This is a genomic window from Gordonia sp. (in: high G+C Gram-positive bacteria) (assembly GCF_047606305.1).
Lineage (GTDB): Bacteria > Actinomycetota > Actinomycetes > Mycobacteriales > Mycobacteriaceae > Gordonia.
This window is the reverse complement of the sequence record NZ_JASGER010000124.1, coordinates 40,121-56,983: the sequence shown is the minus strand read 5'-3', so window position 1 is coordinate 56,983 and position 16,863 is coordinate 40,121. Positions and strand designations below refer to the sequence as shown.

The 16,863-nt window shown below is 69.6% G+C and carries 15 protein-coding genes and 1 pseudogene; 5 read left to right on the top strand and 11 right to left on the bottom strand.

Translation table 11 applies throughout. The features are described from left to right. The 3 genes and pseudogenes from QM634_RS16050 to QM634_RS16040 form a co-directional block, all read left to right on the top strand. Positions 1–374 (top strand): annotated as a pseudogene (locus QM634_RS16050) (Fe-S oxidoreductase); the annotation flags it as partial. Positions 375–433: 59 nt separating this feature from the next. Continuing rightward, a complete protein-coding gene (locus QM634_RS16045; protein ID WP_415043771.1) occupies positions 434–1,687 on the top strand; it encodes a pyridoxal phosphate-dependent aminotransferase in 1,254 nt (417 codons plus the stop codon). A 10-nt stretch (positions 1,688–1,697) separates the two neighbouring features. Then, positions 1,698–2,453: a MerR family transcriptional regulator gene (locus tag QM634_RS16040; protein WP_415043770.1), complete on the top strand. Its 756-nt coding sequence runs from the start codon at positions 1,698–1,700 to the stop codon at positions 2,451–2,453. Between the two features lie 4 nt (positions 2,454–2,457). On the opposite strand, the gene QM634_RS16035 is transcribed toward QM634_RS16040, so the two are convergent. The 10 genes from QM634_RS16035 to QM634_RS15990 all read right to left on the bottom strand — a co-directional run bounded on the left by QM634_RS16035 (position 2,458) and on the right by QM634_RS15990 (position 11,485). Beyond that, entirely contained in the window at positions 2,458–4,191 is a 1,734-nt protein-coding gene (locus QM634_RS16035) for a cation:proton antiporter (protein ID WP_415043769.1), read from the bottom strand. A 64-nt stretch (positions 4,192–4,255) separates the two neighbouring features. Further along, the gene (locus tag QM634_RS16030; protein WP_415043768.1) at positions 4,256–4,924 is read right to left on the bottom strand and encodes a hypothetical protein; all 669 of its coding nucleotides are present in this window, start codon (positions 4,922–4,924) and stop codon (positions 4,256–4,258) included. Positions 4,925–4,941: 17 nt separating this feature from the next. Continuing rightward, positions 4,942–6,330 (bottom strand): UDP-glucose dehydrogenase family protein, encoded by a 1,389-nt coding sequence (locus tag QM634_RS16025; RefSeq protein WP_415043767.1) that lies wholly within the window; start codon positions 6,328–6,330, stop codon positions 4,942–4,944. 122 nt (positions 6,331–6,452) lie between these two features. Further along, positions 6,453–7,820: an MFS transporter gene (locus tag QM634_RS16020; protein WP_415043766.1), complete on the bottom strand. Its 1,368-nt coding sequence runs from the start codon at positions 7,818–7,820 to the stop codon at positions 6,453–6,455. A 1-nt stretch (position 7,821) separates the two neighbouring features. After that, positions 7,822–8,388: a dCTP deaminase gene (gene dcd / locus QM634_RS16015; protein ID WP_415043765.1), complete on the bottom strand. Its 567-nt coding sequence runs from the start codon at positions 8,386–8,388 to the stop codon at positions 7,822–7,824. A 51-nt stretch (positions 8,389–8,439) separates the two neighbouring features. Then, complete coding sequence (locus QM634_RS16010) at positions 8,440–9,222, bottom strand: ABC transporter permease (RefSeq protein WP_415043764.1); 783 nt, start codon at positions 9,220–9,222, stop codon at positions 8,440–8,442. Then, the gene (locus QM634_RS16005) at positions 9,219–9,953 is read right to left on the bottom strand and encodes an ABC transporter ATP-binding protein (protein ID WP_415043763.1); all 735 of its coding nucleotides are present in this window, start codon (positions 9,951–9,953) and stop codon (positions 9,219–9,221) included. Before QM634_RS16005 ends, QM634_RS16010 begins: the two co-directional genes overlap by 4 nt. Then, positions 9,950–10,423, bottom strand: a complete 474-nt coding sequence (locus QM634_RS16000) for a hypothetical protein (RefSeq protein WP_415043762.1) — start codon at positions 10,421–10,423, stop codon at positions 9,950–9,952. Before QM634_RS16000 ends, QM634_RS16005 begins: the two co-directional genes overlap by 4 nt. A 13-nt stretch (positions 10,424–10,436) precedes the next feature. Next, positions 10,437–10,919 carry a hypothetical protein gene (locus QM634_RS15995; protein ID WP_415043761.1) on the bottom strand — a complete coding sequence of 161 codons (483 nt, stop codon included), beginning with the start codon at positions 10,917–10,919 and terminating at the stop codon, positions 10,437–10,439. Between the two features lie 86 nt (positions 10,920–11,005). After that, positions 11,006–11,485, bottom strand: a complete 480-nt coding sequence (locus QM634_RS15990; protein ID WP_415043760.1) for a hypothetical protein — start codon at positions 11,483–11,485, stop codon at positions 11,006–11,008. Positions 11,486–11,582: 97 nt separating this feature from the next. Here QM634_RS15990 and QM634_RS15985 point away from each other — a divergent pair, with 97 nt between their 5' ends. After that, positions 11,583–14,156, top strand: coding sequence for an ABC transporter ATP-binding protein/permease (locus QM634_RS15985; RefSeq protein WP_415043759.1), 2,574 nt, complete (start codon positions 11,583–11,585; stop codon positions 14,154–14,156). Then, on the top strand, positions 14,153–15,850 hold the full coding sequence (locus tag QM634_RS15980; protein ID WP_415043758.1) for an ABC transporter ATP-binding protein: 1,698 nt from the start codon (positions 14,153–14,155) through the stop codon (positions 15,848–15,850). The genes QM634_RS15985 and QM634_RS15980 overlap by 4 nt, the downstream gene beginning before the upstream one ends. On the opposite strand, the gene QM634_RS15975 is transcribed toward QM634_RS15980, so the two are convergent. Next, the gene (locus QM634_RS15975; protein ID WP_415043757.1) at positions 15,847–16,848 is read right to left on the bottom strand and encodes a malate dehydrogenase; all 1,002 of its coding nucleotides are present in this window, start codon (positions 16,846–16,848) and stop codon (positions 15,847–15,849) included. The two genes, QM634_RS15980 and QM634_RS15975, sit on opposite strands and share 4 nt — an antisense overlap. Positions 16,849–16,863 lie beyond the last annotated feature (15 nt).

The following is a 16,863-nucleotide window of genomic DNA, read 5'->3' as shown; positions in this document are numbered from 1 at the left end:
CTGAGGCGGCTCCCGCCGAGGCGCCCGCTGCCGCGGCGGAACCGGCCGCGCCCGTCGCACAGCCCGAACCCGCGGCGCCGGGCTTCGGGATGAAGCGTGGGCTGAAGAAGCCCGGACAGGCATCGGCGCCTGCCGCTCCCGCGGCTCCCGCGGAGCCGGCCGACGCCGAGCCCGGTGAGCCGACGCCGGACGGTGACTCCCCCGCCTCGCCGGACGGTGACTCCCCCGCCTCGCCGGACGGTGACTCCTCCCCCGCGGCCCCTGCGTCGGAAGCCACCCCCGCCTCGTCGGGCGGTGCGACCACCGAGGCCACCGAGGCGAAGGCCAAGGGTTTCGGTATGGCGGCCGGCAAGAAGCGTCCGGGTCAGCACTGACGGCCCCGCCCGCGCGGGTTCGGTGAAATCCCGTTGCGGGCGGCTGTCACAATTGACGGGTGAGTAGACCGCACGTTTCGCACCAGAACCTGAATCTCAAGCCGCTCGAGCAGTCCGACAAGCTGCAGAACGTCTGCTACGAGATCCGGGGACCCGTCGTCGCGAACGCTGCGCGGTTGGAGGCCGAGGGTCACCGGATCCTCAAGCTCAACATCGGCAACCCCGCCCTCTTCGGCTTCGAGGCGCCCGACGTGATCATGCGCGACATGATCCACGCGCTGCCCTATTCCCAGGGTTATTCCGAGTCGACCGGCGTCCTCTCCGCCCGACGTGCCGTCGTCACCCGCTACGAGCTGATCGAGGAGTTCCCCTACCTCGACGTGGACGACGTCCTGCTGGGCAACGGGGTCTCCGAGCTCATCACCATGACGATGCAGGCGCTGCTCAACGACGGCGACGAGGTGCTGATCCCGGCCCCCGACTACCCGCTGTGGACCGCGATGACCACCCTGTCCGGCGGCAAGCCGGTCTATTACCGCTGCGACGAGTCCAACGGCTGGCAGCCCGACGTCGCCGACATGGAAGCCAAGATCACCGACCGCACCAAGGCGCTGCTCGTGATCAACCCGAACAACCCGACGGGTGCGGTCTACTCGCGAGAGATCCTCGAGCAGATCGCCGACGTCGCGCGCCGCCATTCGCTGCTGCTGCTGGCCGACGAGATCTACGACAAGATCCTGTACGACGACGCCGAGCACACGTCGATCGCCTCGCTCGCCCCCGACCTGCTGACGCTCACCTTCAACGGCCTGTCGAAGGCCTACCGGGTCTGCGGTTACCGCGCGGGCTGGGTGGCGCTGACCGGGCCGAAGGATCACGCTCAGGGCTTCATCGAGGGGTTGCACGTGCTGTCGTCGACGCGGTTGTGCTCCAACGTCCCCGGCCAGCACGCGATCCAGGTCGCGCTCGGCGGCTACCAGTCGATCGACGCCCTCTGCGAGCCCGGCGGCCGACTCTACGAGCAGCGCAACGTCACGTGGGAGAAGCTCAATGAGATCCCCGGCGTCTCCTGCGTGAAGCCGATGGGTGCGCTGTACGCCTTCCCGGGACTGGATCCGAACGTCCACGAGATCCACGACGACGAGCAGTTCGTCCAGGATCTGCTCCTGCAGGAGAAGATCCTCGTCGTGCAGGGCAGCGGCTTCAACCTCGACGACCAGAACCACTTCCGGATCGTCACGCTGCCGTGGGCGCAGGATCTGGCCGAGGCCATCGAGCGGATCGGCAACTTTCTCTCCTCCTACCGGCAGTAGAATCGGTCGAATGGCTGAATACCGCATCGACGACCTGGCCCGCGAGGCCGGTACGACGACGCGCAACGTCCGCGGTTACCAGGACCGCGGCCTGCTGCCGCGTCCGGTGCGCCGGGGCCGCATCGCGATCTACAGCGACGTGCACCTCGAACGGCTGCGGGTGATCAACAACCTGCTGCGCCGCGGGTTCACCACGCGCCACATCGCCGACTTCTTCACCGGGATGCAGCGCGGCGACGACCTCGCCGACGTCCTGGGCCTCGAGGACGTCGTGTCGGCGCCCTGGTCGTCGACCCACACCGCGACGGTGACCGCCGCCGAGCTCAAGGAGTTGCTCCACACCTCGAATCCCCGTCACCTCGCGCGCCTGGCCGAGTACGGGCTGATCGAGGAGGAGCCGGGGCCGTCGAAGCAGCGGCGCTACCGGGTCCTGGACACCGAGACCGTCCAGTCCTACAGCCGGCTGGTGAAGCTGGGCGTGCCCCTCGACGGGATCCTGGAGGTCCACGGACGGGCCGCCGAGAAGCTGGCCGGCGTGGCCCGGACGCTGATCTCCTCGGGGCGCACGATCATCGTCGACCAGCACCACGACGGGTGGCTCCCGCAGACCGAGGAGGAGTCCGCCTGGGCGGCCGAACTCCTCACCGAGCTCCGCAAAGCGGGAATGGTGTCGGCGCACAACATGCTCAACCGCGAGCTGGACCGCACGATGTCCGAGCAGCTCGCCGAGTACCTCGGCGATTCCGACGAGGCGGCCCCTGCCTGAGCGGTCAGGTGCCGCGCAGCTCGATGGCCAGCTGAGCGGCGTCGAGGTCGCGCAACTCGCGGCTCAGGATGTCGGCGTCGAAGACCCCGTCCTCGCGAGCGTCGAGCAGCGCGTCGCGCTGGGCGTCCAGTACCGCCAGCCGGTGGACGCGCGACGCCTCGAACCGCTCTCGGTGTGAGGCGTCCTCGGGCAGCGTCGGCTCCGGGATGTCCTGCCCGCTGTCGCGCATCATCTCCAGCAGGCGCTTGCGCTCACTCTGCTCGTAGTCGTCGACCTCGGCCTGGTCGATCGGGGGCGAGATGCGCCGCGCCAGGCGCCCGATGGTGCCGCCCTGCAGCAGGAGCGAGAGCGCCGCGATCGTGTAGGCGATGAGGACCAGCTCGGCGCGGTGCGGGGTGTCGATGGGCAGCGTCTGGGCCGCGGCGACGGTCACCGCGCCGCGCATGCCCGCCCACACGACGATGGTCCCCTCGCGCCAGCCCATCGGTTCGCGCAGGAAGTAGTCGATGTCGGCCAAGCCGCGGCGGATCCGGACGGCGAACCGGTCCAGGTCGCGCTCGGCGTGCTGGAGGTCGCGCTCGGCGTGCTTCTCGACGCGGTCCGCCCTGCTCGACCGCCGCTTGCGGCGACCCGGTTTGCCGTCCCGACGCGACTGGATCCGCTCGAGCGCCTCCTGCCGCCCGTCGGGCGTGCTGAGCTTCTCCTGGAACCCGCTGAACTTCGGCTGCATCGCCTCGTAGCGGCGTTGCTTGCGCCGCAGGATGCCGAGCCAGGGCGCGACGTAGGCGGCGCGCACGAGCAGCGTGATCAGCAGGGCGGCGACGGCGATCAGCACGGCCAGCACGATCCCGCTGTGCTCCTCCTGCACCTTGGTGACGACGCCCTTGATCTGCAGGCCCATCGTGAGGAAGACGATCCCCTCGAGGACCAGCTCGACGGTCCGCCAGTTCTGCGAATCGGAGAGGCGGTGCTGCGGGGAGAGCTCTCGCGGCGCGCGGTACCCGGTGACGAGCCCGGCGCAGACGGCGGCCACCAGACCGGAGGCGCTGAGCAGCTCGGCGGGCACCGCGGCGATGAACGGAACGGTGAAGGAGATGACGGTGTTGACCGTCGAATCGGTCAGGCGCTTGCGCACCGCGAGGTTCGCGATGCCCACGACGATGCCGATCAGGACGGCCACGACCACCGAGTAGGCGAACGTCCCCACCGCACCCCAGAAGGAGAACGTGGCCGCCGTCGCGACGATCGCGGTGCGCAACACGACCAGGGCGGTCGCGTCGTTGAGCAGGCTTTCGCCGTCGAGGATGGCGATCGCCCGTTTGGACACCGGCGCCTGTTTGACGATCGAGGTGGCGACCGCATCGGTGGGGCTGACGATCGCCCCCAGCGCCACGCCCCAGGCGAAGCCGACCTGCGGGATGACGATCATGAAGAACAGGCCCAGGATCAGGGAGGTGGCCAGGACCAGGACCACCGACAGACCACTGATCGCGGTGAGTTCGCGGCGGAAGTTCATCGACGGGATCGAGACCGCCGACGAGTACAGCAGCGGCGGCAGCAGACCCTCGAGGATCCACTCGGGCTCGATGGTCACGCCGGAGAAGGCGGGCAGCAGACTGGCCAGCACGCCGATGGCCACGAGGAGCAGCGGGGCGGCCAGGCCGATACGCGGTCCGAGCAGTGTCGACACGCAAATGGCCAGCAACATCGTGACCATCACCACGAGCAGTTCAACCATGCTGATGAGTGTGCCGCACCGGCGGGCGGCCCGACAGGCTCACCCCCCGCCGAAGGGGTGGGAGTCAGGGCAGGGGGATGGCCGGAAGCCCGGGAATCGGGTTGGGCAGGTACCGCTTGCGCGGTGCCGGGACGCTGCGCCGGGCCCGCTGCGGCGACGTGCCGCGCTGCTGCCCGGTGCCCTGCGTCTGAACCGGCTGCGTCACCTGACGGACCGGCTCCTTGAGCGTCGGCACCGGCGCCGGGGCCGGCGGCTGTGGCTGCACGGGGGCTTGCGGGGCCTGCGTCTCCGCGGTCGCCGCCGGCTTGGGGCCGGGGGTCGCGTGCTGGGCGTCGTGATGGCCGTTCAGGAAGCCGAACAGGCCGACGCCCGCGGCGAGGGTGACGGCCAGACCGCCGAGCGGAAGCGCCCACCGCATGATGTCGTTCTGCCGCGCGGCGGCGGTGGGGACCACAGCCGGCGTGGCGGCGACGACGTCGGAGTCGTCGATGATGTCGGTGTAGGAGTCGAAGGCCTCGTGCAGCTCGAAGTAGTCCTCCCCCGGTTCGAAGGGGTGGTACTCGGAGTCCGCGTCGGCGTCGACGACCGCATGCTCGCCGGACTGCGGCGCTGCCGCATCCTCGAGTTCTTCGGCCCGGACGACCCACGGCGCCTCAGGCTGATCGGCGGTGGGCACGACCATCGGCGTCGGGGTGGCAGAGGGCCGCACAGCGGGGCTGTTCGTCGTCTGCATCGGCCTAAAATAGCATGTCAGATCAACGATTCCCGCTTCGCTGTGACTCCGCTCACATTCACCGAGGGGAGGGTAACGCCGCCGGCGGCCGAGCCGATTGCCCGATATTCCCAGCCCGCCGCGGACCACGTCGGCCCGTCCAGGCAGCGCCGCGCATCGATGATCAACTTGCGGGAAACGGTGTCCGACAGTTCGTCGGGGGCCATGTGGACGAACTCGGCCCACTCGGTGGCGACGATGACGACATCGGCGTCGCGCGCCGCCGCCGGCGCCGAATCCGCGTAGCGCAGCGTGGGGTGCACCCGCGCAGCGTTGCCCATCGCCTTCGGGTCGAACACCGTCACCCGGGCACCGCGCAGCGCCAGCTGGGCGGCGACCGCCAGCGCCGGCGAGTCGCGCACGTCGTCGCTCTCCGGCTTGAAGGCCGCCCCCAGTACCGCGATGTTGCGACCGAGCACCGATCCGTCGCAGGCCCGTTCGGCCATCGCGACGACCGCCGCCCGGCGGCGCATGTTCACCTCGTCGACCTCCCGCAGGAACGACAGCGCCTCACCGACGCCGAGTTCCTCGGCGCGCGCGGCGAAGGCCCGGATGTCCTTGGGCAGGCAGCCGCCGCCGAAGCCGACGCCGGCGTTGAGGAAGCGGCGTCCGATGCGGGTGTCGTGGCCGATCGCGTCCGCCAGCGCGGTGACGTCGCCGCCGGCGACCTCGCAGATCTCGCTGATCGCGTTGATGAAGGAGATCTTGGTGGCCAGGAAGGCGTTGGCCGAGACCTTCACCAGCTCGGCGGTGGCCCAGTCCATGGTCAGGTAGGGCGTTCCGTCCTCGAGGATGGTGCGGTAAACGTCGGCGAGCTTGTCGGCGGCGCCGGAGTCCGAGCGTCGGGGATCGGTGCCGACGACGATGCGGTCGGGCCGCAGGGTGTCGTCGACGGCAAAGCCCTCGCGCAGGAACTCGGGGTTCCAGGCGAGTTCGATCTGCGCGTGCCGGCCGAGGGCCTCGATCTCCGCGGTCAGTTCGGCGCAGGTGCCGACCGGGACGGTCGACTTGCCGACGATGAGGTGCTCGCCGCGCAGGTGGCCGACGAGCTCGCGGACCGCGGTGCGCAGGGCGGTCAGGTCGGCGGCATTCGAGGACGCCTGCTGGGGTGTGCCGACGCCGATGAAGTGCACCCGGCCGAAGCGGGCGGCCTCGGCGAAGTCGGTGGTGAAGCGCAACCGCCCGGCGGCGATGTTGCGGCGCAGCACGTCGTCCAGCCCCGGCTCGAAGAAGGGGACGGTGCCGGCGGTGAGGGATTCGATCTTGGCGGTGTCGACGTCGACCCCGAGCACCTCGTGTCCGAGTTCGGCCATGCATGCCGCGTGGGTCGCACCGAGGTAACCGCAGCCGATGACAGTCATCTTCATGACCCCATGGCTACCGGGGGCGGGCGGCGCCGCGGTGGCGACCTTCCCACCGTCGGGCTAACCGATGGTGAACATCGGGCGCCTGCTGAGATCGACACGCCTACGCCCCCGGCGTGCAGGTCTCAGTGGTTCACCTCGCCGAGCGGCCTGCCCGTCGTGCGCGGTCCGAGACTCCCGACGGCGATCGCGACCATCGCCATCGCCGCCGCGACCGCGCTGAAGAGCGCGACCGGGCCGAAATGGTCGAGGACGGGCAGGAGGAGGAACGGCATCATTGCGCTGGAGAGCCGAGAGAGCGAATACGCCCAGCTCGACGCCGTGCCGCGCACCCGTGTGGGGAAGACCTCGGCCTGATAGACGTGATAGGCGTTGGAGAAGACGTTGCTGACCGCCGTGTAGGCGAACCCGACGGCGATGATCATCGGCGCCCCGCGGGCGAAGCCGAAGGCGATCCCGAAGGCCGCCATCAGTGCCACCGAGCCGACGATCAGGTGTTTGCGCTCGACCCGGTCGATCAGCGGCAGCGACAGCAGCGATCCGACCGGGTAGCCGAGATAGGTGACGCCGAGGAACGCCAGGCTCGTCACGATGCCGTAGCCCTTGGCGGCCAGCACGATCGGCACCAGCGTGCCGAATCCGTAGTACCCCCAGGTCTGGAAGAACTGCATCACGACCATCATCGCGGTGCGGCGACGCAGGGCGGGTGCGAAGAGTTCGCGCACCACGCCGCGATCGGTGGACTCCTCGACGGCGACGGGCAGCAGCTCGGGCAGGGGCCGTCCGGTCCGAAGCGCCTCCTGCTCCATCGCCGTCACGATCGCGTCGGCCTCCTCACCCCGCCCGACCGTCGCCAGCCAGCGGGGCGACTCGGGGAGCCGGCGGCGCAGGAAGAACATGAGGACCGCGCCCGCCGAGCCGAGCAGGAACATCCACCTCCACCCCTCGATGCCCAGCGGTGCCCTCGGCACCAGGTAGTGGCCGCCGAAGCCGGCGGCCGGGACACCGAGGAAGGCGACCGTGTAGGCCCACGCGGTGAACCGACCGCGATAGCGGGCGGGCAGCATGTCGCCCAGGTAGGTGTCGCTGACGGGCGGTTCGGCGCCGATCCCCACGCCGGCGAGGAAGCGGCTCGCGACGAGCGCGCCCGCATTCGGCGCCAGCGCGCCGAGGAAGGTGAAGACCGAGTAGACCGACATGCTCAGCAGGAAAGCCGGACGGCGCCCGGCGCGATCGGAGACCCGCCCGATGAGAACGGCACCGAGGAACATGCCCAGGAACGCCGACGACAGCAGGAGCGTCAGTCCGGTGCCGCCGAGGTCGAATTTCTTCTTCAGCACCACGCCGAGCGTTCCCGCGAGGAAGACCTCGTACAGGTCGAAGAACAGGCCGAGCCCGATGATCGCGGTGACCCGGCGGTGCGTCGCGGTGATGGGCAGCCGGTCCATCCGCGCGGCGATGCTCCCCGCGGTCACGGCATCGTCGGCTCCCACGTCACTTCTGGAAGTTCAGGTACGCCTTCGACGGCGTGGGGCCGCGCTGTCCCTGGTACTTGGAGCCGACCTCGGAACTGCCGTAGGGATGCTCGGCCGGACTGGAGAGTTTGATCAGGCACAGCTGCCCGATCTTCATCCCCGGCCACAGCGTGATCGGCAGGTTCGCGACGTTGGACAGCTCCAGCGTGATGTGACCGGAGAACCCCGGGTCGATGAAGCCGGCCGTCGAGTGCGTCAGCAACCCGAGCCGGCCGAGCGACGACTTGCCCTCCAGGCGCCCGGCCAGGTCGTCGGGCAGGGAGCACACCTCCAGCGTCGAGCCGAGGACGAACTCACCCGGGTGCAGCACGAACGGCTCCCCCTCGGCGGGCTCGACGAGCGTGGTCAGCTCGTCCTGCCGCTGCGCCGGGTCGATGTGCGTGTAGCGGGTGTTGTTGAAGACGCGGAACAGGCCGTCCAGGCGCACGTCGACGCTCGACGGCTGGACCAGTTCGGGCGCGAACGGATCGATCTGGAGGCGGCCGGAATCGAGCTCGGCGCGGATATCGCGATCGGAGAGCAGCACGGTTCACCAGGCTATCGGATGGGTGGGGGACGGCAATCCCGAGTCGGAAGGTCAGTCGCCGGACACGTCGCGGAACGTCAGTCGCGCGAGCCCGACGCCGAAGACGACGACGGCGACCGCCGCGAAGTAGGCCATCGATCCGGCGGGGCCGCCGAAGAGGCTCGCGAACGTCGGCGCCTGACCGGCACCCTGCTCCCCGTTCTTGAACAGTGCGATGCGTTGCAGGAAGGTGCCGAACCCACCCGGGATGAAGCCGATGAAGACTTCCACGCCCCACTTCCACAGCACCACGATCATGATCGCCACACCGGGCCGCGGCACGAGCATCGCCACCCCAAGACCGAGCGCCACGATCAGGAACGCCAACACCGGGGTGCCGATGAGCAGATGGATCCCGTCGGCGTCGAGAGGATCCACCCGGTCCCAGATCTGGGGGAAGACCTTCGGCAGGACGGCGAGGTTGGCCAGTGTGGCCACGAAGACCGTCGCCATGGCGATCGCGCCGTAAACGGCCAGCTTGGCGACGGGCAGGCGCCACCGGGCCGGCGAGATGCCGAAGACGATGTCGGCGGTTTGGTCCTTGAGTTCGGCGCAGTAGGAGGTCACCGCACCGGCCATCACGATGAACGTGGAGAAGACGATCACCCAGTAGGCGGCGTTGTCGGTGTCCATGCCGCCGGCACCGTTGAACTTGTTCATCTGGGCGGCCGCCGCAATGGCGGCGTTGATGGCGATCGGGATGAGGATGGCCAGCGGCACCAAGGCGTACACGACGGGGCTGCGCCAGGAGATCTTCGCCAGCTCCGACCGGATCGAGCGCATCAACGACCTCACGCGTCCTCCCCGGCCACGTATTCGACGCTGTCGCGGGTGATTGCGAGATACGCCGATTCGAGCCTGCGCGGCCCGCTACCGACGGCGACGACGTCGTCGCGGCTGGTACTCGACAACACCCGCCCCTGCCCCATGATGACGATCCACGACGCGGTGATCTCCACCTCGCCGAGGCTGTGCGAGGCGACGAGCAGGGTCTTGCCCGCAGCGGCGAGCCGTCCGAACAACTCGCGCAGCCACAGCACACCCTCGACGTCGAGGCCATTGGCCGGCTCGTCGAGCACGAGGACCTTCGGGTCGCCCAGCAGCGCCGACGCGATCCCCAGGCGCTGCAGCATGCCGAGCGAGAATCCCCCGACCGGCCGGCGGGCCACTTGCTCGAGCCCCACCTCGTGGAGCACCCGTCGTGCCTCGTCGTCGCCGAGGCCGGCGAGACGAGCCTGCCAGCGCAGGTGGGTCATCGCGGTGTGATTGGGGTTGCGCGCGTGCGCACTGAGCGAGAACCCGATCTCCCGCTTCACTTCAGCGAGGTCGCGCAGCCCGCGGCCGTCGACGGTGATCGTGCCCGCGTCGGGTTTCACCAGGCCCGCGATCATCCGCATGATCGTCGTCTTGCCCGCCCCGTTGGGGCCGAGCAGATAGGTCACGCCACCGGGTTCGGCCCGCAGCGAAACGTCGTCGACCGCCAGTTTGTCCCCGTAGGACTTGGTGACTCCGTTGACCTCGATCAAACGAACTTCGCCGGCATGCCGTTGGTCTTGGCGTTCTGCTTCCAGTTGTACTTCCAGAGCTTGCCCTCGCGGACGTAGAAGTAGGTGAAGCTCTGCGCCGGGAATCCGGCCATCGTGCCGTGGAAGCGGGCGGTCATGGTGTTGCCGGTGACGTTCACCGCGACCACGTCGCCCTGCATCGAGAAGAAGTCGTACTGGCGCGACTGGTTGAGCATCCGCTGCAGTTCACCGCGGTTCTGGGCGCCGTTGACCGAGACCTCGAGCTTCGGCCCGATCGGCAGGCTCGGGTTCATGAACGCGGCGTAGGACTTCTTGACCTCGAGCTTGGACGGCTTGTCCGCCCGCATGTAGAGGTCGGCGGTCTTCGCTCCGCGGATGGTGACGTCGGCCTCCGCAGCAGGGGCGGCCACCCCGGTGGCGAGCAGCGCGGCGAACAGGGCGCCGGTGATGGTCTTCATCGTCTTGGACATGGTCGTCTCCTGATCAGTAACCGAAGTTGGGGTTGCCCTGGCACTTGAACTCCGAGCAGATGCGCTTCCAGTCGAACTTCCAGAGTCCGGCGTCGCGGAGGTAGTAGTAGCGCATGGTCTGGGCCGGGAATCCGGCCATCACTCCGTTCACCGTGACCGCCATCCGGTTGCCGTTGATGGAGATCGGACCGGTGGCGCGGCCCTGGATCGAGAAGTAGTCGTAGGTCTTCGACATACCCATGACCTGGGTCAGCGCCGGACGAGCCTTCTCGCCGCCATACGTGACGGCGACCTTCGGGTTCATCGGGATGCGCGGGTTCCAGAAGGCGGCGAACTGGCGCTCCAGTTGGGCGTTGCCCGGCTTGGCGGCACGCACATACAGGTCGGCGGTCTTGCCGTCGCGAACGGAGACATCGGCAGCGGCGGGTGCGGCCAGGCCGAGGGCCAACGATCCGGCGAGCAGGGCGCCGGCGGCAATCTTGACGGTCTTCAGCATCAGCGGCTCCTTGGCGAGCGGTTCAGGTCACCTGAACTGTAGGCAGCAGAAATTAGGTTAGTCAAACCTATCTTTCTGTCGGCTGGTCAGTACGACCAGCGCCACGCCATCTTCTTGAGCTCCGGGTTGGCGTTGACGTAGCGCTTCACGTCGAGCTTCCACAGGCCGTCCTCGCGGGCGAAGAAATATGTCGTGTCCAGTGACGGGATACCGGCCATCTTTGCCAGGAATCGCACCGACATCGCACTCCCGGCGATCTGGGGTGCGCCCGCCGCCCGGCCGGTGACCGAGAGGAGGTCGTAGGTCTTGCCCGCGGAGAACATCCGGTCGAGGTTCGCGCTCTCCTTGGCCCCGCCGCGCACGACCTTGAGCTTCTCCCCCTTGGGCACGCTCGGGTTCCAGAAGGCGAGGGCCTCACGGCCCATCTGGGTGCCCGTCGGGCGCTCGGCGCGGACGAACAGGTCGGCGGTGCGGGTCTCGCGGATGCCGATGTCCGCACTCGCGGGCGCCGCCGGTGCGCCGGTCAGCAGGGCGGCCGAGGCGGCCGCCAGGAGAAGCTTCTTCATGTCGTACTCCGATCGTCGTGGGCCGGGCGGTGGCGCCCTTACGCAACCACCCGGACGTGAGTAAGCTAAGGCTCAGCTTTGCTATGGAGGTTTGGGAATGGGCAAGGGCTTTCAGGGCGCACTTCTGCGCGCGTTCGGGGCGAAGGACCACATCGTCACGGTGACGGGCGTCGAGCAGATCACGTCGGCGGTGGTGAAGGTGTACTTCAGCAGTGACGGGCTGATCTACCCCGACGGCGAGAAGCCGACCGCGTGGGTGCGCGCGTGGTTCCCGGATCCGCAGGGCGGCACCAAGCTCCACCAGCGCGGTTACACCCTGATGGATCCCGATCCGGCCACCGGCGACTTCGCGATGGCCTTCGTGACGCACGAACCGGCCGGCCCCGCGTCGTACTGGGCGATGCACGCCGAGGTCGGCGACGAGCTGGTCGTCAACCGCCTCGGCGGCGACGGGTGGGAGCTCGACGACCCGCAGCCCGCCGGCTACCTGCTCGTCGGCGACACCGCGACCTGGCCGGCCTTCACCTCGGTCATCGCGCGGGCGGACCAGACGGTGCCGATCCGGATGTACGTCGAGTACACCCACGACGATGACAAGGACCTCCCGCTCCCCGACCATCCACAACTCGAGGTGACCTGGGTGCCGGGCACCGACGACGGTCGTGCGCTGGTCGACGCGCTCGGGGCCGAGAGCTTCCAGGGCTGGAAGTCGTACGTGGCGGCCGAGTCGACCGCCACCCGCCTGGTCCGGTCACGGTTGACGCTCGAGGACGGGCACAACAAGGGCACCATGCACGCGCAGGCGTACTGGATCCGCGGCCGCGCGATGGGCAAGGAGGCCGAGACCGCCGACATCGTCGAGGTCGCCCCTGCGACCGCGGCCGAGGGCACTGCCGAGGCCGCCGTCGCGGCACCGGCGGCCTTCGAGAGCCAGAAGGAGATGCTCAAGGCCCAGCGCGAGCGCAACCGCCGGTTCTCGGTGCTCAGCCCCGCCAAGCCCGCGTTCATCCTCAGCGCGGTCATCGCGGTGGCGCTCGCGGCCCTGTCCGTCGTGCCCCTGGTGCTGTTCGCCGAATTGGCCAAGCGCTTCGTCGAGGGCGCCGGCCGCGACGACCTGGTTCGCGTGGGAATCACCGGCGTCGCCGTGCTGGTGATCGGGGCGTTGCTGACGTCGGCGCTCATGTTCGGGCTGCACGTGTACGACCAGTACTACGCGACCGCCCTGCGCAGGCGCGTGATGGAGAAGTTCACCCGGCTGCCGCTCGGCTGGTTCCAGGGCCGTCGACAGTCCGAGGTGCGCAAGCTCGCCCAGGACGACGTCGGGGCGCTGCACTACCTGATCACCCACGCGGTGGCCGATCTCGCGACGGCCATCGTCACGCCGCTGGCCATCCTGGTCTACCTGTTCACGGTGAACTGGACGCTGGCCCTGGTCCTGCTGGTGCCGGTGATCACCTACCTGGTCATCACCATCCGGATCGCGGCCATGGACCGCGCCCGGATGACCCGCATGCTGCGATGGAACGCCACCCTGCCCGGTGACGCCGACCGGTACATCGCCGGCCAGAGCGTGAGCCGCGTCTTCGGGGACGGGGCCACCGTCGACCTGCCCGGCGAGATGTCCAAGCTGCGTGCCTTCATGAAGGACTGGCAGCTGGAGACGATCGGCGCCAAGGCCACGATGATCCAGCTCAACCGGCCGATGACGTCGACCGTCCTGATCGCCGTCGCCGGCACGCTGCTGATCACCGTCGGTTGGATGCCGGCCGTGGCCATCCTGCCGTTCCTGATCCTGGGCACCTCCCTGGGCGACCGCCTCGTCGGCGCCGGGTTCGCCGTCGGCGGACTGCGCGACGGCATGAACGCCAAGTCCAACCTCGAGTTGCTGCTCAGCACGTCGGAACTGGCCGCCGGAACCGCGGCGGCGCCGGCCGGCACGTCGCCGGCGACGCTCGCGTTCGACGACGTGTCCTTCGGGTACGTGCCCGGCCACTACGTGCTGAGCGACTTCCGCCTCACCCTGCCGCCCGGCGGCACGACCGCGATCGTGGGCCCGTCCGGCGCCGGCAAGTCGACCGTCGCCGCACTCGCCGCCCGCCTGTGGGACCCGGACAAGGGATCGGTGACACTCGACGGCACCGACCTGCGCACCATCGACGAGGACGATCTGCGCCGCCACATCGCGGTCGTCCTGCAGGACGTCCAGCTGGTCCACGGCACCGTCGCCGAGAACATCGCGCTGGGCCACCCGGAGGCGACCCGCGAGGAGATCGCCGCCGCCGCGCGCACCGCGTACATCGCCACCGAGATCGAGGCGCTGCCCGACGGGTACGACACCGTCGTCGACCGCGACAGCCTGTCCGGCGGCCAGCGCCAGCGCATCGCCATCGCCCGCGCGCTTCTCGGCAATCCGCGACTGGTGATCCTCGACGAGGCGACCGCGGCCGCCGACCCCGACTCCGAATGGGAGGTCCGGCAGGGCCTGACCAGGCTCCTGGCGGGCCGCACCGTCCTGGTGATCGCCCATCGCCTGCACACCGTCGCTCACGCCGACCAGATCGTCGTGCTCGATGAGGGGCGGATCGTCGAGCAGGGCACCCGCGAGGAATTGATGGCCAAGGGCGGCCTGTACGCCCGCATGCAGAACCAGGCGATGGAGGCACTCGCATGATCTACCACGACCTTGTGACCGTCACCGGCCCGCGGGCACGCGGTGAGCGCATCCGATTCATCGGAGCGACCGTCGTGTCCACCGCGCTTCAGGCGGCGTCGGTCATCGCCCTCGTGCCGCTGCTGCGGGCGCTCTTCGGCGACCAGCCGTCGCAGGCCTGGCCCTGGGCGGGACTTCTCCTCGTGCTCCTCCTGCTGGCGTTGACCACCGACCGGATCGCGATGTACGCCGGTCTCAAACTCGGGTTCCGCATCATCGACACCATCACCGAGGCCGGGCTGGGGGGCATCCGCCGCCTCGACCCCGGCGAACTGCGCTCCGAGCGCGCATCCAAGCTCCGCGACCTGGTGTCGGTGTCGGCGCCGGAGTCAATCTCGTCGGTGGTACTCCTCGGCTCGCCCCTGATTCACGTCGTGCTGCTCACGCCTCTGCTCGCACTGATGCTGCTGTTCGTCTCGTGGAAGCTTGCCCTCGTCGCCCTGGTCGGCGGGATTGTGATGTTCCTGGCGCTGCTGGCGTCGCAGCGCATCGTCGCGCGGTCGGAGGCGGCCTATTCGGACGCCAACCGGCAGCTCGACGACCGCGTCCTGGAGTTCGCCTGGGCACAGCCGACGCTGCGCGGTTCCGGCGCCGGCACCAAGACCGTGAACGCAGTGCTGAGCGAGTCCCGCAGCCGCGGGCTGAAGCTGCTCGCCTGGACGATTCCCGGGGAGCTGCTGTTCAGCGTCGTCCTGCAGCTCACGCTGCTCGCCTTCGGCGTGACCACCGCGTCGCTCTACCTGTCCCACGAGATCTCCGGCGTCACGGCGGCGGCGATGATCGTGGTGCTGCTGCGGATCGTCGAGGTCGTCGGTTCCCTGTCCCTGTTGGGCCCTGCGGTCGCCAACGGGTCGCGGGTGTTCCGCGAGGTGGCCGAGCTGGTCGACGAGGAGCACGCCGCCGCCGCTCCCGCCGCCAATCCGGTGACCGGGGCACCCGAGCTCACGCTCAGCGATGTCGGCTACACCTACCCGGACGGGACGCGTGCGCTCACCGGCGTCGACACGACGATTCCCGCCGGCGGCATCACCGTCGTCGTCGGCCCGTCCGGCTCGGGCAAGTCGACGCTGCTCGACGTGGTCGCCGGGTTGCGCGAGCCGACCGACGGCCGCGTCCTCGTCGGCGACGGCCCGGCGCCGGCGGCCGACCGGCTGGCCGGTTCCTCGGTGGTCTTCCAGAGCACCCAGCTGCGACCGGGCACGCTCAAGGAGAACATCGGCACCGACGACACGGCTGCACTCGCGACACTCGCCGATCGGGCGCAGCTGACCGACGTTCTCGACGCGCTGCCCGCCGGATGGGATTCGCGCGTGGGCGAGGGCGGCAACGCCCTGTCCGGCGGCGAGCGCCAGCGCGTGGGCCTGGCCCGCGCCCTCGCCAAGCCGTCGGGCCTGTTGCTCGTCGACGAGGCGACCTCGGCGCTCGACGCGATCACCGAGCGGGCAGTCGTGGACGCCCTCCAGGAGACGCGCGGTGAGCGGACGACGGTCATCGTGACCCATCGCCCGGCGCTGGTATCGCTGGCCGACCAGGTGCTCGTGCTCGACGACGGGAAGATCGTCGACTCCGGAAAGGTCGACGATCTACTCGACCGCGGCGGGGTCTTCGCCGCCCTGTGGACGCGCTGGCGCGAGTCGGAGGGCTGGCAGGTCTAAATCAGGCCCAGGTCCTCGACGGCTGCGCGCTCCTCCTGCAGCTCGGCGATCGACGCGTCGATCTTGGCGCGGGAGAAGTCGTCGAGCTCAAGACCGGTGACGACCTGCCAGTTGCCGTCGACCGGCCGCACCGGGAACGAGCTGACCAGTCCCTCCGGGACGCCGTAGGAGCCGTCGGACACCAGTGCGGCCGACGTCCAATTCTCCGGGTCGGCCAGACCGGAGCGACGGTCGTGGACGTGGTCGATGATGGCCGTCGCGGTGGAGGCCACCGACGACCCGCCGCGCGCCTCGATGATCGCGCCGCCGCGCTGGGCGACCGTCTCGATGAAGACGCCCTCGGCCCACTCGTTGCCGACCATCTCCAACGCCGGCCGACCCGCGACCGTCGCGTGCCGGATATCGGGGTACTGGGTGCGCGAGTGGTTGCCCCAGATGGTGACGCGCTTGATCTCGCGGACGTTGACGCTGGTGCGCGCCGCGAGTTGGGCGACGGCTCGATTGTGATCGAGGCGGGTGAGCGCGGTGAACCGGTCGCGCGGCACGTCCGGGGCGTGCGCGGCGGCGATCATCGCGTTGGTGTTGGCCGGGTTGCCGATCACCAGGATCCGCACGTCGTCGGCCGCACCGTCGTTGATCGCCCTTCCCTGCGGGCCGAAGATCGCGCCGTTGCTCTCCAGCAGGTCCGAGCGCTCCATGCCGGCGGTTCGCGGTCGGGCCCCGACGAGGATCGCGTGGTTGGCGCCCTCGAAGGCGACCTGCGGATCGGCGGTGACCTCGATGCCGGCCACCAGCGGCGACGCGGCGTCCTGCAACTCCATCGCCACCCCGGCCGCCGCACGGACCGCCTGCGGGGCCTCGAGCATCCGCAGGCGCACCGGGGTGTCGGGGCCGAACATCTCCCCCGCCGCGACGCGGAACAGCAGCGAGTAGCCGATCTGGCCGGCGGCGCCGGACAGGGTCAGGGTGACGGGCTTGTGCAGCTTGGTGGGTGCCATGACCCCACTGTGCCA

Bases quoted from the DNA above. Each gene is read 5' to 3' on its own strand.
- QM634_RS16040 (WP_415043770.1), top strand. From the start codon at position 1,698: ATGGCTGAATACCGCATCGACGACCTGGCCCGCGAGGCCGGTACGACG.
- QM634_RS16035 (WP_415043769.1), bottom strand. From the start codon at position 4,191: ATGGTTGAACTGCTCGTGGTGATGGTCACGATGTTGCTGGCCATTTGC.
- QM634_RS16030 (WP_415043768.1), bottom strand. From the start codon at position 4,924: ATGCAGACGACGAACAGCCCCGCTGTGCGGCCCTCTGCCACCCCGACG.
- QM634_RS16025 (WP_415043767.1), bottom strand. From the start codon at position 6,330: ATGAAGATGACTGTCATCGGCTGCGGTTACCTCGGTGCGACCCACGCG.
- QM634_RS16000 (WP_415043762.1), bottom strand. From the start codon at position 10,423: ATGTCCAAGACGATGAAGACCATCACCGGCGCCCTGTTCGCCGCGCTG.
- QM634_RS15995 (WP_415043761.1), bottom strand. From the start codon at position 10,919: ATGCTGAAGACCGTCAAGATTGCCGCCGGCGCCCTGCTCGCCGGATCG.
- QM634_RS15990 (WP_415043760.1), bottom strand. From the start codon at position 11,485: ATGAAGAAGCTTCTCCTGGCGGCCGCCTCGGCCGCCCTGCTGACCGGC.
- QM634_RS15985 (WP_415043759.1), top strand. From the start codon at position 11,583: ATGGGCAAGGGCTTTCAGGGCGCACTTCTGCGCGCGTTCGGGGCGAAG.
- QM634_RS15980 (WP_415043758.1), top strand. From the start codon at position 14,153: ATGATCTACCACGACCTTGTGACCGTCACCGGCCCGCGGGCACGCGGT.
- QM634_RS15975 (WP_415043757.1), bottom strand. From the start codon at position 16,848: ATGGCACCCACCAAGCTGCACAAGCCCGTCACCCTGACCCTGTCCGGC.